This is a genomic window from Bradyrhizobium viridifuturi, from assembly GCF_001238275.1.
GTDB lineage: Bacteria > Pseudomonadota > Alphaproteobacteria > Rhizobiales > Xanthobacteraceae > Bradyrhizobium > Bradyrhizobium viridifuturi.
The window spans coordinates 84276-98074 of record NZ_LGTB01000019.1 but is presented as its reverse complement, the minus strand read 5'-3'; the positions used below and the strand labels follow the sequence as shown (position 1 = coordinate 98074).

The window sequence follows — 13799 nt, the reverse complement described above, 5'->3', positions numbered from 1 at the left end:
TGGCCCCGAAATCAAATGCGCGCGCCAAACAGGTCCCTGAATGCGACGAGCCCGGCCTCGGTGATCTCGACCGAACGGCCCTGCGGCCGGCGCCGGATCCAGTCGCGCTGCAACGCGAGGTCGGCAACCGCGGCCCCTGCCCGCCCGGCCAGATGCGGACGCCGCTCGCTCCAGTCGAGACAGGGCCGGCACAGCAGCCGCCGGCTTCGTGCCGGCGATCGCAGGTCGATGCCGAGATCACGGAGAAATGCGCGGCCCGACGAGGTCAGCTCGCCGGCTTCCTGGTCGAGGCGGAGGTGGCCGTGTTCCCGCATCGCGTCGGTGACCGCAACGCCGAGCTCGCCGGCAAGGTGGTCGTAGCAGGTCCGGGCGCGGCGCATTTCCGCATCGATCCACGGCGGCGGCCGTGACGGATGCGGATCGATCGCCGCAACCGTCATCATCCCCTCGAGCATCTGCGCAACCAGCGGGGTGGCCAGCCGGTAGAGGCGCCGCGGACCGCGCCGCTCGACCTTGAGCAGCGCACGCTCGACCAGCCGCGCCAGATGCCAGCTCGCGGTCTGCGGCGTCACGCCCGCGACCCGCGCCAGCTCGCTCGCAGTCTGCGCGCGTCCGTCCATCAGGCGCGACAGGATGCCGGCGCGGCCGGGATCGGCGATCAGGGCGGCGAGGTCCGCAAGCTCGGGGGCGATGGTCTGCATGGCCGGCTCCGGCGTCGGTCGAAGTCATCCATTTGTCGCACGCCGCGCCGCCGCAACGCTTCGATCATGGTCGAAATGTTCACGACATCGACACTTCGATCGCCGCCTAACCGAGCCCACAGAGCGATCCACTATCTCTCGCCTTGCGGTTGGCCGGCACGACGGTTGGCGCAAATCATCTGGAGGCGATCATGCAACGTTCGGAACTTCCCACCACGACGATGATGCTCACCCGACGATCGGCCATCGGTTCGTTCGCCGCGATCATGACGATCGCCGGTGTCTCGCCCTGGGCCGGATCGCAAGCGCGATCGGAGCAAAGCAACGGAGGACTACCAATGAAACACTATGCGATGAGCACGAGAACCATCAGCGATGCGATCAACACATCAGGCCTTCTGGTCGTGGCGCAGTGGGAAGCCAAGGAGGGCCAGGCCGACAAGGTCGCGGCAATCCTCGACAGCTTCCTGCCCGAGGCGCAGAAGGACCCCGGCACCAAGCTGTTCCTGATCGGCCGCGGCAAGGACAATCCGGCGCAGTTCCTGTTCTACGAACTGTTCCAGGACGAAGCGGCGTTCAAGGCGCATGCGGAGAGCGCCTATTTCAAGACCTATATCGCGGAGCAGGCGCTGCCGCTGCTGGCCAAGCGCGAGCGGATGCAATACGCGCTGCTGTGAGCTGTGGCGCCGCGGGGAGGATGCAAATCCTTCCCGCGAGCACGGGTCAGATCGATGCGCTGCTGTTGCCGAGGGATGCGGGCAGCTCGACCCGTTCCGGCGGCCTGCGCCAGAAGCCGACGATCGCGATCCGCGACAGCACCGCGGCCTCGAACGTCTCGACATGGCCCCGGAGCCGAAGCGCATGTTTCTCGACGAGATGCCAGGACGCGATGGCGACACCGAAGGCGAGCGGCAGGCTGATCAGGATGTTCAGGTACCAGTGCTGGACGGGCGGCCCGAACGAGGCAACGCATTGCTGGATGACGAAGCCGTAGAGATAGAGCCCGTAGGAGTAATCGCCTGACGACACGATCCAACTCCGCCGTGGATTCATCAGTCCGAGATAGCACGCGACATAGGCGGCCGGCACCGGTGCCAGCGCGTCGCCGCGCCCGTTCGCCATGCCGGCGGCGCAGGCCACCAGCGCCAGCAGGCAGATGGTGCGGTTGAACGGCACCTTGTCGCGCCAGAGGTAGAAGCCGACGCCGGCAAGGAAGCAGAACACCAGAAGATGCGGGCGAAGCTGGATCGGCACTTCCTCCCAGCGATAGACGTCGTAGCTCACCAGCGCGACCTGAACGATCACCAGGAACACAAGGTAAGCGACCCGATTGAAGCAGATCGTGGTCACCGCGAGCAGCGCCAGCACGACGTAGCACCACAATTCGTACGGCACCGTCCAAAGCTGGGCATTCACCACGTCCGGCAGCGGATTGTGCAGGAAGACGCCCGGCAGCTCGTAATGGATGTCGCCGACGATATTGAGGAAATAGGCATGGAATTTCGGGTCGGCTACATACTGCGCCAACGGCAGTTCGGTGAAGACCGAACCGATGATGATGGCTGACAGCGTGGTCTCGACCGCGAGCGCGGGCCCGATCCGAAGCACGCGCAGCCCGAGGAAGGAAATCAGGCTCTTGCAGCGCTGCAGGCTCGCCGTCACCAGGAAGCCGCTCAGGGAGAAGAACAGCGCCAGGATCATCGCGATGCCGATGCGCAACGTGCTCTGGATCTCCAGCGCCCGGCCGAGCCCGAGCGTCACGTTCGCACCGTGCAGGCAAATGATCGTCGTCGCCAGCGCGATCCGCATGTAGTCGAAACCTGCGGGCCGATTGCGCGAAAGCGCCAGCTGATCGGCCAGGCTGGGCATCGATGTGTTCCCGAAGACATGCATCTTGGGAAAATACCGGGGAACAGTTGAAGGCCGTGTAAATGGTGCGGACCGCAAACTGCACGACGCGCAGCGGTGGCCCTGACGGCCGTCGCGGCAAGCATCGGTTAAGGTTATCGGTTGGTGAGCACAATCCGTCGAAATGTATCGTTCGGCGACCGGTGATTTTGGTCGCGGCGCGACCGCCGCAGGGAGAACCGCCCAGTGAACATCAAACTGATGGCCGTCGCGCTGCTCTCGATGATGGTGGCAGGACAGGCGCGTGCTGCAATTCTCACCGACGCCGAGGCAACGTTCGTCGAACAGCTCGCCACTGCGGCTGCCGTGCTCGAACAACGCTGCACCGGCTATGAGGCCGATGGCGCCGGCGGCGTTCAACTCGGCGCAAGGGCGCTCGGCAGCCCTGATGCCGCGATGGCAATGATCAACGCCTTTGACGCGGCCATCAAGGCCCACGACGGCAATGACTATGATCCGGATAAATTCCGCCCCGAAGTGTCCGAAGCGGCCGGAAAGACCTTCAAGCGCGTCCGAGCGGAATTGATCGAAGACCCGAAAAGAGCCTGCACGACATATGGCGACAGCGGCGCGGCGGTCGGCCTGCTGAGACGGTACTAGAACCGCGGGATGTCCGGAAACGCCAGCTTGCCGGCGTGGACGTGGACGCGGCCGAGCTCGGCACAGCGATGCAGCGTCGGAAACACCTTGCCGGGGTTGAGCAGGCCCTCGGCATCGAAGGCGCATTTCAGCCGCTGCTGCTGGCTGAGGTCGATCTCGGTGAACATCTCCGGCATCAAATCGCGCTTCTCGATGCCGACGCCGTGCTCGCCGGTCAGTACGCCGCCGAGCTCGACGCAGCAGCGCAGGATGTCGGCGCCGAACGCCTCGGCCTTCTCGATCTCGCCCGGCTTGTTGGCATCATAGAGGATCAGGGGGTGCAGATTGCCGTCGCCGGCGTGGAACACATTGGCGACGCCGAGGCCGTATTTCTCCGAGAGGTCGCGGATCCGCGCCAGCGCCTTCGGCAACGCGCCGCGCGGGATGGTGCCGTCCATGCAGAGATAATCTGGCGAGATGCGCCCGACCGCGGGGAATGCGGCCTTGCGGCCGGCCCAGAACAGGTTGCGCTCGGCTTCCGAATTGGAAATCTGCAGCGTCACGGAGCCGCAGCCCTTGGCAATGGTCTCGACCCGCGTGATCAGCTCGTCGACCTCGATCTGGGGGCCGTCGAGCTCGATGATCAGCAGCGCCTCGACGTCGAGCGGGTAGCCGGCATGAACGAAGGCCTCCGCAGCGTGGATCGCGGGCTTGTCCATCATCTCCATGCCGCCCGGGATGATGCCGGCGCCGATGATCCGCGCCACGCATTCGCCGGCCGCCTCGACCTCGGCGAAGCGACCATCAGCGCACGCGCCGTCTCCGGCTTCTGCAGGATGCGCACCGTGATCTCGGTGATGACGCCGAGCAGGCCCTCCGAGCCGGTGATGATGCCCATCAGATCATAGCCGGCATTCTCGGCGGACTTGCCGCCGATGCGCAGGATCTCGCCGTTCATCAGCACGATCTCGCAGCCCAGCACGTTGTTGGTGGTCATGCCGTATTTCAGGCAATGCACGCCGCCGGAATTCTCCGCGACGTTGCCGCCGATCGAGCAGGCGATCTGCGACGACGGATCGGGCGCGTAGTAGAAGCCGGCATGGGCGACCGCCTGGCTGATCGCGAGGTTGGTGACGCCGGGCTCGGTGACAACGACACGGTTGTCGAAGTCAATCTCGCGGATCCGCTTGAACTTGCCGAGGCCCAGCAGCACGCCGTCGGCGAGCGGCAGTGCGCCGCCGGACAGCGAGGTGCCGGAGCCGCGCGGCACCACCTTGATGCCCTGCCCCTGGCAGTATTTGAGGACCTTCGCGACCTGCTCGGTGGTATCGGGCAGCACCACGACCATCGGCGGCTGCCGATAGGCGGTCAGGCCGTCGGATTCATAGGCCAGCATCTCGGCGGCGCTATCGATCACACCCTCGCCCGGAACGATGGTGCGCAGGGCGGCCACGATCTCGGCGCGGCGTGAAAGCACGGCCTGGTCGGCCGCCGGCATCATGATGGACATCGGTGTTCCCTCCGCGGGCTTTTGCCCTTTGCCGATTTGTTACGACAAATCAATCACGTCTGCACCTGTTTCAGTCGCCCGGCCGAAGGTCGGATTGCCCCGCGCCGCAAGGGCGAGTTCTCTCTCGGACAAGCGGGCGGTCATGAAACCTGTCAAAGTTTCGTGGCTTGTCCTGTCCAAGCCGGACATGCCACAAAAGATCACTACCTCCCGGGACGAAACGAAGAGAACCCCATGAACCTAAAGACCTTGAGCGCGCTGGCGGTCGTCACATCGCTGGCCACAGCATCCTCCGCGCTGGCGCAGGATGCCGCCGCCGGCAAGACCTCGTTCAACAAATGCCTCGCCTGTCACGCGATCGGCGAGGGCGCCAAGAACAAGGTCGGCCCCGAGCTCAACGGCCTCGACGGCCGCCACTCCGGCACCGCGCCGGACTACAACTATTCCGATGCCAACAAGAATTCCGGCATCACCTGGAACAAGGATCAGTTCCTCGAATACATCAAGGATCCGAAGGCCAAGATCCCCGGCACCAAGATGGCGTTCGCCGGCATCAAGAACGAGACCGAGGCCCAGAACGTTTGGGCCTACATTTCGTCCTTCGACAAGGACGGCAAGCAGAAGCAGTAATCGGCGGTATCGGACGTTAGAACGGGATGGCTTTCCTCGAAGCGCCATCCCGTTCTTGCTCTCTGATCTGACAATGCCCTGCCGCGGCGATCAGCGCGGCAGGAGATTGGTCTTGGCGAGGTCGACCACCTCGTCGCCGCGGCCGCTCATCACGGCGCGCAGCACCCACAGGCTGAAGCCCTTCACCTGCTCCAGCGTGATGGTCGGCGGCATCGACAATTCCTGCGTCGCGGTCACGACATCGAGCACGGCCGGGCCGTCATGCGCGAAGACGTTGCGGATCGCGCCCTCGAGCTCGCCGGGATCCTCCACCCTGACGCCGTGAATACCCATCGCGCGGGCCATCGCCGCGAAATCCGGATTCTTCAGATCGACCCCGGTCTCGATGAAGCCGGCGGCCTTCATCTCCAGCGCGACGAAGCCGAGCACGCTGTTGTTGAAGATCACGACCTTCACCGGCAGCTTGGCCTGGGTCAGCGTGATCAGATCGCCCATCAGCATGGCGAAGCCGCCGTCGCCGGACATCGACACCACCTGCCGGGTGGGTTGCGTCGCCTGCGCGCCGATCGCATGCGCCATCGCATTGGCCATCGAGCCGTGCACCCAGGAGCCGACCAGCCGGCGGCGGCCGTTCATCTTCAAATAGCGCGCGGCCCAGATCGTCGGCGTGCCGACATCGGCGGTGAACACCGCATCTTCGCTGGCCTGCTCGCTGAGCAGCCGCGCTAGGTATTGCGGATGGATCGGCTTTTGCCCCGGCTTGCCGCGGGCGAGATCGTCGAGCCCGGCACGGGCGTCCTTGTAATGCGCGAGGCTGGCGTCGAGAAACTTGCGGTCGGTCTTCGGGGTGAGCTTCGGCAACAGCGCGGCGATGGTCTCGCCGACATCGCCGACGATGCCGAGATCGAGCTTGCAGCGACGGCCGAGATTTTCGGGACGGAGGTCGACCTGGGCGATGCTGATGCCGGTCGGGAAGAACTGCTTGTAGGGGAAGTCGGTGCCGAGCATCAGCAGCACGTCGCAGCCATGCATCGCGGCATAGCCGGAGGAGAACCCGATGAAGCCGGTCATGCCGACGTCGTAGGGGTTGTCGTATTCGACATATTCCTTGCCGCCGAGCGCATGCACGATCGGACTCTTCAGCGTCTCGGCGAGCTTGAGCAAGCCGTCATGCGCCCCAGCGCAGCCGCGGCCGCAGAACAGCGTGACGCGCTTCGCGCCGTTGAGCAGCGCGGCCAGCGCGTTCAGCTCGGCATCCGCCGGACGCACCACCGGCACCGGCGGCAGCAGGCCGGCATTCGGCGCGATGTCGCGCTTCGGCGCCGGCCGCATCGCGACGTCGCCCGGCAGCACCAGCACCGCGACGCCGCGCTTGCCGACCGCGGCGCGGATCGCGTTCTCCAGCATGTAGGGCAGCTGCGCCGGATCCGACACCAGCTCGCAATAATGGCTGCATTCGCGGAACAGGTCCTGCGGATGGGTCTCCTGGAAATAGCCGCCGCCGATCTCGGCCGACGGTATCTGCGCCGCCAGTGCCAGCACCGGCGTACGGCTGCGATGCGCGTCGAACAGGCCGTTGATGAGATGCAGATTGCCCGGCCCGCAGGAACCTGCGCACACCGCAAGATCGCCCGTGATCTGGGATTCGGCGGCGGCGGCGAACGCTGCCACCTCTTCGTGGCGCACATGCAGCCAGTCGATCGTGCCGCGCTTGCGCAGAGCCTCGGTCAAGCCGTTGAGACTGTCGCCGACGACACCGTAGATGCGCTTCACGCCGGCCTGGGCAAGGGTTTCGGCGATGAGGTCGGCGATGTTGTCGATCCGCATGAGAGACGTCCTTTGATGAAACCGGAAAACCGCGCGTGACATGATGTTCGGCGCCACACGGCGGCGCAAGTCTTGCCGGATCACATTCGCGCGGCGACCAGGCGGCGGCTATTGCGCCGTCACAATGTCCCGCGTCATCCGGTCGGCCATCGTCTCGATCCCGGAGGCCACCAGATCGGACGCGGCGTACTGCACCATGTGGCCGACGCCGGGCAGCACGATGAGCTTTGCGTGCGGCACTGTGGCTGCGAGCAGCCGCGAATGGATGCCGGTCGTGACCGTCTTGTCGACGTCACCCGACAGGATCGACAGCGGCGCCTTGATTTCCGCATAGCGCGGCGCCTGTTCAACGACAGCGGCTTTCAACGTGACGAGGTCGCGCGCATTGGCGGTGAATTCGCGCGGGCGCAGTAACAGCAATGTCGCGCTGTCGCGGACGAAATCGTCCGGCATCGGCTGCGGCGCGAACACACCGCTCGCGCCTGAATTGGCGACGAGATAGCCGAGCGGCAGCGTGACCGTGTGTGCAAGCAACGGCCCGATCAGCGGCGTCGAGATCACATCATTATAGCGGCCGGCGCCACCTCGCCAGGGATAGGCGACCGGGGCGAGCAGCACGAGGCCTGCAACGCGCTCCGGATGATCGAGCGCCATGCGCAGCGCAAGCGCGCCGGCCCAGGAATGCGCCACCACGATCGCGCTGCTGACGCCGATCTTGTTCAGCGCCTCCACGATCATCCGGCCCTGGATTTCGGGCATCGAATCCGCGACGCGCTCGCGCGTGCTCCAGCCGTGCCCCGGCCGGTCGACCAGGATCACCCGGCGCGTCCCGGCAATGCGCTCGCCGAGCGGCTGCATCGCGCGGAGATTTGAGCTTGCGCCATGCAGCATCACGATGGGCGGCCCCGCGGCATCGCGCGGTCCGAGCTCGACCACATGCAACCGCGCGCCGGCCACATCGACCATGCGGCCCTGCGGCGGAAAGGCGCGCTGGATCAACGCCACGCCGATTTGCGTCGCCAAGGTCAGCAACAAGGTCAGCGCCAGCCCGGCGGCCGCCAGTGCGATGATCGCGGTCAACATCAAGGGGATCCGGAGGCTGTTGGGGAGTTGAAGGGTCTGGAAATTACGGGGTAGCCGAAATCAGGTTTCGCACGGCACCGGACTTGGCGCCTGCCCGGGCCCGCTCTGGTTCGCAAGGCCAATGCCGATTTTCCGGGTCCGCGCCGGGCACTGAGTTGTCCACAATGCGCCCAGCCTGTGGATAGCGGGTTCATACCCGCGTCATTAGTAATTTCATAGATTGAAGGTGGCAATTTCGCCATGAGACGCGAGGCTACATCCAGTCCGGGACGCTACCGGAACGCTTCTTGGCCTATCCACAAGGTTCACGGGAACCCGCGTCCGCACGACGAGTTCAACGGGAAGTAATCGGAGGAGTACCATGATTTCCGACCCTAGCGATGCGGCCATCGACCAGATCGTGGCGAGTTGCAATGGCGACCTGCGCGGCGCCCTGAAGGCGTTGTTGCTCGTGAATGAGCACCTGGAGGCGGAGCTTCAGCAATTCTATGCTGCCATCGCCCAAGACAGCGCGTCCCGCGGCAAGTTCCTGCATTAGTCTCCTGCGCCGGACCGTACCGCGAGCAGGCATCAAGCTCGCGCTAACGTGCCCATTCGCGTCCATCGGACCGCGATCGCGATCAATCGTAGGCAAATCAGATGTCGCGGCCTTCGACCTTCTCGGTCAGCTGCTTGACGATCTGCGGCACCTTCTCGAGGTAGGGGTCGACAGCCAGCGCCTTGCGGAAGGCGTCCAGCGCGCGCTTGTCGTCGCCCATGTCCTGCATGATCATGCCGACACCCGCCAGCGCGCCGAAATGGCGGGGCTCACGGGTCAGCACCTGCTGCAGATCTCCCAGCGAACGAACGTAGTCGTTCTTCAGGTAGTAGATCGTCGCACGCCGGTTCCAGGCCTCGACATAATCGGGCCGCAGCTTGATCACCGCGTCCAGCAGCTTCAGCGCGACATCGACATTCTGGGCGTCGAGCGCAGCCTTGGCGCGCACCATCAGCAACGCCGCGGTATCGCTCGGGGTTTGCAGCCACAGCGCCCAGATCCGCGCCTCGACGTGGCGGGCGCTATCTTCATCGGGCGCAGCCTTCAGGGCGCCGAACAGGAAATCCAGTCCGCGAGTACGGTCGGCCGGAACCTTCGGCAGCTTGGTCGGAGCTTCGGGTAGCTTCTTCTGAGCTTTCGGCGGCGGGATCACCCGCGGATCGTCCTGCGCGGCGGCGGCGACAGGCATGGCCAGCAGCGCGGCGATCAGGATCGCCAGCCGGCGGTTGGTCGGGCCAAAGAAGTTTAATCCCATGGCCGAAGTCTAGACGCACAAAGCCGCACTGCAAAGCAGCGCGGCGTCAAAGACCTGTGAAAGAGACGTATTGGGACTGGGACCGGCGCAACACGCCAATCCGCGTGCAATCAACCCTGGCGCGCTTTGAAGCGGCGCTGGACCTTGTTGATCACGTAGACGCGGCCCTTGCGGCGGACCAGACGGTTGTTGCGATGGCGGCCGCGCAGCGACTTCAGCGAGTTACGGACCTTCATGGGACAATCCTGTTACTTCGAAAGGCCCGTGTTGGAGGCCGTACCTGATCAATGCCAACACTCGGGCAAGCCATACCAGGCTAGCCAAAAGTTGGCCAAATGGGATTTATCCCGACAAGCGGCCTGCCGCGCGGGACGGCCGGGTTCTAAGCCATCGGACCGTTAAATGTCAACCGAGATGGGCCGATTTTCGGCCCTATCCCGGCCTAGACCCCACCTCCGCCACTCGTCCATACCATTGAGATCGCTTCGGAAACGGCGACCGCAGCGATTGTCGCGCCGCGGCTTGTCCCGCCCGCACACCCTGACGGCGGCCGCAAGACCGGCGAATCGGGCCTGCGCGCGGGCCCGGACCGATCCCTGTATGCTTCCCATCCGAACCAGGAGCCGTCGGCAACCTCGCGCCCATCAACCAGACCGCTTGCGAAAATCGTTATATCATATAATTATTTTCCATCACCAACAAACGCGCCGCCGGGGAAGCCGAATGCCCAAGCTCAAACTGCCCGACATCGAAAAGGTCACAGCGATCGACATCCACACCCATGCCGAGGAGCCGTGCGGCATGCATGGCGACGACGGCTATGACGACTTCCAGGCGCAGATGGCCGACTACTTCAAGTCGCCGCACAAGCATCCGCCGACCGTGCCGGAGACCGCGGCCTATTACCGCGCCAAGAACATCGCCGCGGTGATCTTCCCGGTCGATGCCGAACGCGAGACCGGCTTCCGCCGCTACAACAATCTCGAAATGCTCGAGGTCGCATCCGATCATCTCGACGTCCTGATCCCGTTCGTCTCGATCGACCCGCACAAGGGCAAGCTCGGCGTCCGCGAGGCGCGCAGGCTGATCGAGGACTACGGCGTTCGCGGCTTCAAATTCCACCCGACCATGCAGGGCTTCTACGCCAACGACCGGATGGCCTATCCGCTCTACGAAGCGATCAATGACGGCGGCGCGATCGCGCTGTTTCATACCGGCCAGACCGGCGTCGGATCCGGCATGCCGGGCGGCATGGGGATGCGGCTGAAATATTCCAACCCGATGTACATGGACGACGTCGCGGCGGATTTTCCCGACCTCAAGATCATCCTCGCGCATCCCTCCTTCCCCTGGCAGGAAGAGGCGCTGTCGGTCGCGACCCACAAGCCGAACGTCTATATCGACCTCTCCGGCTGGTCGCCGAAATATTTCCCGCCGATCCTGGTGCGCTACATCAACTCGATCCTGCAGGACAAGATGCTGTTCGGCTCCGACTGGCCTGTCATCACGCCGGACCGCTGGCTCGCCGATTTTGCAAAGCTCGACATTCGCGAGGAGATCCGGCCGAAGGTTTTGAAGGCCAACGCGCGGAAGATTTTGGGGATCTAAGCACGGTCCAACTGCGAAGCGGGTTTCCCCCGCGACAAGCGCGAAGCGTCTGCGCGGAGACCATGGTCAAACAAAAAGAGATGAGATCATGATGCGATTCCGTAGAAGCGCGTCATGATCTGACGGAGTATCATCGTCGGCAAGCTTCGGAGGTGGTTCATGACCAGCTTCACCGGACTTGCCCTCGCCGCACTCATCCTCTGGAGCTTCGGCTCGCTCGCTGCGCGGGCGGCCGATCATGCGCCGCGCCTCGTCGAATTCGAAAGCCCGCTGGCGGGACCCCAGGCATTGCAGGGCTTTCTGCGCGTGCCCGATGGTCCGGGTCCCTCGCCCGCAGTCGTGCTGATGCACGGCTGCGGCGGCGGTTGGTGGGGGGTCGACGAGCGCTGGGGCAAGCGGCTCGCCGAATGGGGCTATGTCGCCCTGACGATCGACCGCTTCGGAACGCGCGGCATCACGAGCGCGTGCACCGGCGGACTGCCGCCGTCGACATTGTATGATGCGTACCGCGCGCTCGACTATCTTGTCGGACAGCCGTCGGTCGACCCGAGCCGGGTGGCCGTGCTGGGATTTTCCCGGGGCGCGACACTGGCGCTGCTCGCGGTGGAGCGCGGCCAGATCGAAAGCTCATCGAAGGACAAATTTCGCGCTGCGATCGGCTTCTATCCGCTATGCGGTGGGGTCAAGGGCAACATGACGGTGCCGACGCTGATCCTGGTCGGCGAGCTCGACGACTGGGCGCCCGCGATCGCGTGCCGCAACCTTGCCGAGGGCCGTGACGACTGGGGCATGGCGCGCGAGAAGGACAAGGGAATCCCGATCGCGATCACCGTCTATCCCGGCGCCCATCATGATTTCGACGTCCCGCGCTACAGCACTCCCGCGCAGCAGCTCGGTCATCACCTCGAATTCAACGAGGCGGCCCGCGACCAATCCGTCGACGCCTTGCGGAAATTCCTGTATTCGACGATCGGCGGGCAAGAGAGACCACAATGACAATCAAAGCAATCTCTTCGACGCCTACGGTACGCTCTACGACGTGCAGTCGGTGGCCGATGTCACCGAGGATGCATTCCCCGGTTATGGCGACATCATCACGCAGGTCTGGCGCCTCAAGCAGCTCGAATATTCCTGGCTGCGCACGCTGATGCGGCGCTACCAGGACTTTGCCACGGCGACCCGCGACTCCCTCGCCTACACGCTGCGCTGCCTCGGCCTGCAATATGACGAGGCGACCTTTGGGCGCATCATCGACAAGTATCAGCATCTGGCGCTGTATCCGGATGCCGTCGCGGCGCTCGAGGCGATGAAGGACAAGAAGCTCGCGATCCTCTCCAACGGCAGCCCTGACATGCTGAACGCGCTGGTGCGCAATTCGGGGCTCGACCGTCTGCTCGATGCGACCATCAGCGTCGATGCCCACAAGGTGTTCAAGCCGGCGCCGGAGGCCTACACGCTGATCGAGGAGGTGTTGAAAGTGCCGCCCGCGGAGGTGCTGTTCATCTCCTCCAATCCGTGGGACGCCTGCGGCGCCAAGGCGTTTGGACTCAGTGTCGCCTGGATCGAGCGGGTAACACCGGAAGCGATGGCGCTGGCCTGCGTCGAGAGCGAGACGGTTGCCCCATTGACGATGTTCAAGGCGCTGCGTACCCAGATGGACGAGCTCGGCGTCATGCCCGATCACCGGATCCATGGTCTCTCCGAGCTTCCTGCCCTGGTGTCTGCCAAATCCTGACTAGCAAGAGTCCTGAACTTCATGAGCATCGAGTCCGTCCGTGCCTTCTTCGCCGAGAAGCGCCCGATATCTCCGTGATCGAATCCACCACAAGCTCCGCGACCGTCGTGCTGGCGGCGGAGGCCTATGGCGTCGAGCCGGCGCGGATCGCCAAGACGCTGAGCCTGCGGGTCGGCGACCGCGTGGTGCTGATCGTCGCCGCCGGGACGTCGCGGATGGACAACAAGAAGGTGAAGGCAGCGTTCGGCGGCAAGCCGAAGATGCTCGGCCTCGACGAGGTCGCCGAGATCACCGGTCATGAAGTCGGCGGCGTCTGCCCGTTCGGTCTGAAGACGCCGCTGCCGGTCTATTGCGATGTATCGCTGAAGGCATTCGACGTCGTGGTGCCGGCCGCGGGCTCGACCCACAGCGCGGTGCGGATCACGCCCGACAGGATGGCGGAGCTGACCGCGGCGGAGTGGGTCGATGTCTGCGAAGTCAGGCCCTGAGGATTAATCCTCATCATCGGGCGCCGGCAGCGGCGGTGCGACCGGGGCCGGCTGGATCTGCTGCGGCGCGCGCGGCCGTTGCTGCATCTCCGGGTGCTGCAATGCGCGCCCCTGGGTCTGCGGCTGCTGCGCGCTGGCATTGGACTCGAATACCGCTCGGCAGCCGCTGGAAAGTTGCGGTGTGTTCTGCCGCAGGCAGGCGACAATCCGGTTGGTGTCGGGAATCTGGTCGCCGCAGAGTCGCCACACATCCGGCGTGCACGCCATCTGCTGTTCCCAGGTTCCGCGATACTCCTGCGACAGCGCAGGAGCTGCGGCAGCGAGGCCGCCGATCGCGATCGCTATGCTCAGAACAATCCGCTGCGTCTGCATGCCCGGTGCCCTTGTTCGATTTGAGTTCAATTTGATCCGCGCACGCGCGGGGTTCCGCGCGGCGAT

General features: G+C 64.7%; 13 protein-coding genes and 3 pseudogenes. 8 read left to right on the top strand and 8 right to left on the bottom strand.

The window, feature by feature from the left end:
* Positions 1-11: 11 nt before the first annotated feature.
* Positions 12-701 (bottom strand): ArsR/SmtB family transcription factor, encoded by a 690-nt coding sequence (locus ALC15_RS18770; RefSeq protein ID WP_050628517.1) that lies wholly within the window; start codon positions 699-701, stop codon positions 12-14.
* 338 nt (positions 702-1039) lie between these two features.
* Between ALC15_RS18770 and ALC15_RS18765 the strand changes: the two genes are divergently transcribed.
* Positions 1040-1378 carry a putative quinol monooxygenase gene (locus ALC15_RS18765; protein ID WP_050628568.1) on the top strand — a complete coding sequence of 113 codons (339 nt, stop codon included), beginning with the start codon at positions 1040-1042 and terminating at the stop codon, positions 1376-1378.
* Positions 1379-1424: 46 nt separating this feature from the next.
* Here the strand turns inward: ALC15_RS18765 and ALC15_RS18760 are convergent, their stop codons facing one another.
* Positions 1425-2570 carry an acyltransferase family protein gene (locus ALC15_RS18760; protein ID WP_244486145.1) on the bottom strand — a complete coding sequence of 382 codons (1146 nt, stop codon included), beginning with the start codon at positions 2568-2570 and terminating at the stop codon, positions 1425-1427.
* 225 nt (positions 2571-2795) lie between these two features.
* On the opposite strand from ALC15_RS18760, the gene ALC15_RS18755 reads away from it, so the two are divergent.
* Complete coding sequence (locus ALC15_RS18755; protein ID WP_050628515.1) at positions 2796-3209, top strand: hypothetical protein; 414 nt, start codon at positions 2796-2798, stop codon at positions 3207-3209.
* Here the strand turns inward: ALC15_RS18755 and ALC15_RS18750 are convergent.
* Positions 3206-4698: pseudogene (locus ALC15_RS18750) on the bottom strand (FAD-linked oxidase C-terminal domain-containing protein). The gene ALC15_RS18755 and the pseudogene ALC15_RS18750 sit on opposite strands and share 4 nt — an antisense overlap.
* Before the next feature lie 234 nt (positions 4699-4932).
* On the opposite strand from ALC15_RS18750, the gene cycA reads away from it, so the two are divergent.
* Positions 4933-5328, top strand: coding sequence for a cytochrome c-550 CycA (gene cycA / locus ALC15_RS18745; RefSeq protein ID WP_050628514.1), 396 nt, complete (start codon positions 4933-4935; stop codon positions 5326-5328).
* A 90-nt stretch (positions 5329-5418) separates the two neighbouring features.
* Here the strand turns inward: cycA and poxB are convergent, their stop codons facing one another.
* Together poxB and ALC15_RS18735 are read right to left on the bottom strand one after the other, a co-directional pair.
* On the bottom strand, positions 5419-7155 hold the full coding sequence (gene poxB / locus ALC15_RS18740; RefSeq protein ID WP_050628513.1) for a ubiquinone-dependent pyruvate dehydrogenase: 1737 nt from the start codon (positions 7153-7155) through the stop codon (positions 5419-5421).
* Between the two features lie 108 nt (positions 7156-7263).
* Positions 7264-8238: an alpha/beta fold hydrolase gene (locus ALC15_RS18735; RefSeq protein WP_050628512.1), complete on the bottom strand. Its 975-nt coding sequence runs from the start codon at positions 8236-8238 to the stop codon at positions 7264-7266.
* Between the two features lie 361 nt (positions 8239-8599).
* Here ALC15_RS18735 and ALC15_RS44845 point away from each other — a divergent pair, with 361 nt between their 5' ends.
* Positions 8600-8776 carry a hypothetical protein gene (locus ALC15_RS44845; RefSeq protein WP_167350153.1) on the top strand — a complete coding sequence of 59 codons (177 nt, stop codon included), beginning with the start codon at positions 8600-8602 and terminating at the stop codon, positions 8774-8776.
* 97 nt (positions 8777-8873) lie between these two features.
* Here ALC15_RS44845 and ALC15_RS18730 read toward each other — a convergent pair whose 3' ends face one another.
* Both ALC15_RS18730 and ykgO read right to left on the bottom strand, forming a co-directional pair.
* A complete protein-coding gene (locus tag ALC15_RS18730; protein WP_050628511.1) occupies positions 8874-9530 on the bottom strand; it encodes a tetratricopeptide repeat protein in 657 nt (218 codons plus the stop codon).
* 110 nt (positions 9531-9640) lie between these two features.
* Complete coding sequence (ykgO, locus tag ALC15_RS18725; RefSeq protein ID WP_002718645.1) at positions 9641-9766, bottom strand: type B 50S ribosomal protein L36; 126 nt, start codon at positions 9764-9766, stop codon at positions 9641-9643.
* Positions 9767-10253: 487 nt separating this feature from the next.
* Between ykgO and ALC15_RS18720 the strand changes: the two genes are divergently transcribed.
* The 4 genes and pseudogenes from ALC15_RS18720 (at position 10254) to ALC15_RS18705 (ending at position 13361) form a co-directional block, all read left to right on the top strand.
* A complete protein-coding gene (locus tag ALC15_RS18720) occupies positions 10254-11138 on the top strand; it encodes an amidohydrolase family protein (RefSeq protein ID WP_050628510.1) in 885 nt (294 codons plus the stop codon).
* Positions 11139-11297: 159 nt separating this feature from the next.
* Positions 11298-12134: a dienelactone hydrolase family protein gene (locus tag ALC15_RS18715; RefSeq protein WP_050628509.1), complete on the top strand. Its 837-nt coding sequence runs from the start codon at positions 11298-11300 to the stop codon at positions 12132-12134.
* Positions 12131-12873: pseudogene (locus ALC15_RS18710) on the top strand (haloacid dehalogenase type II). The gene ALC15_RS18715 and the pseudogene ALC15_RS18710 overlap by 4 nt, the downstream one beginning before the upstream one ends.
* Positions 12874-12894: 21 nt before the next feature.
* A pseudogene (locus ALC15_RS18705) lies at positions 12895-13361 on the top strand (YbaK/EbsC family protein).
* 3 nt (positions 13362-13364) lie between these two features.
* Here ALC15_RS18705 and ALC15_RS18700 read toward each other — a convergent pair.
* On the bottom strand, positions 13365-13733 hold the full coding sequence (locus ALC15_RS18700) for a hypothetical protein (protein ID WP_094193956.1): 369 nt from the start codon (positions 13731-13733) through the stop codon (positions 13365-13367).
* Between the last annotated feature and the right edge of the window lie 66 nt (positions 13734-13799).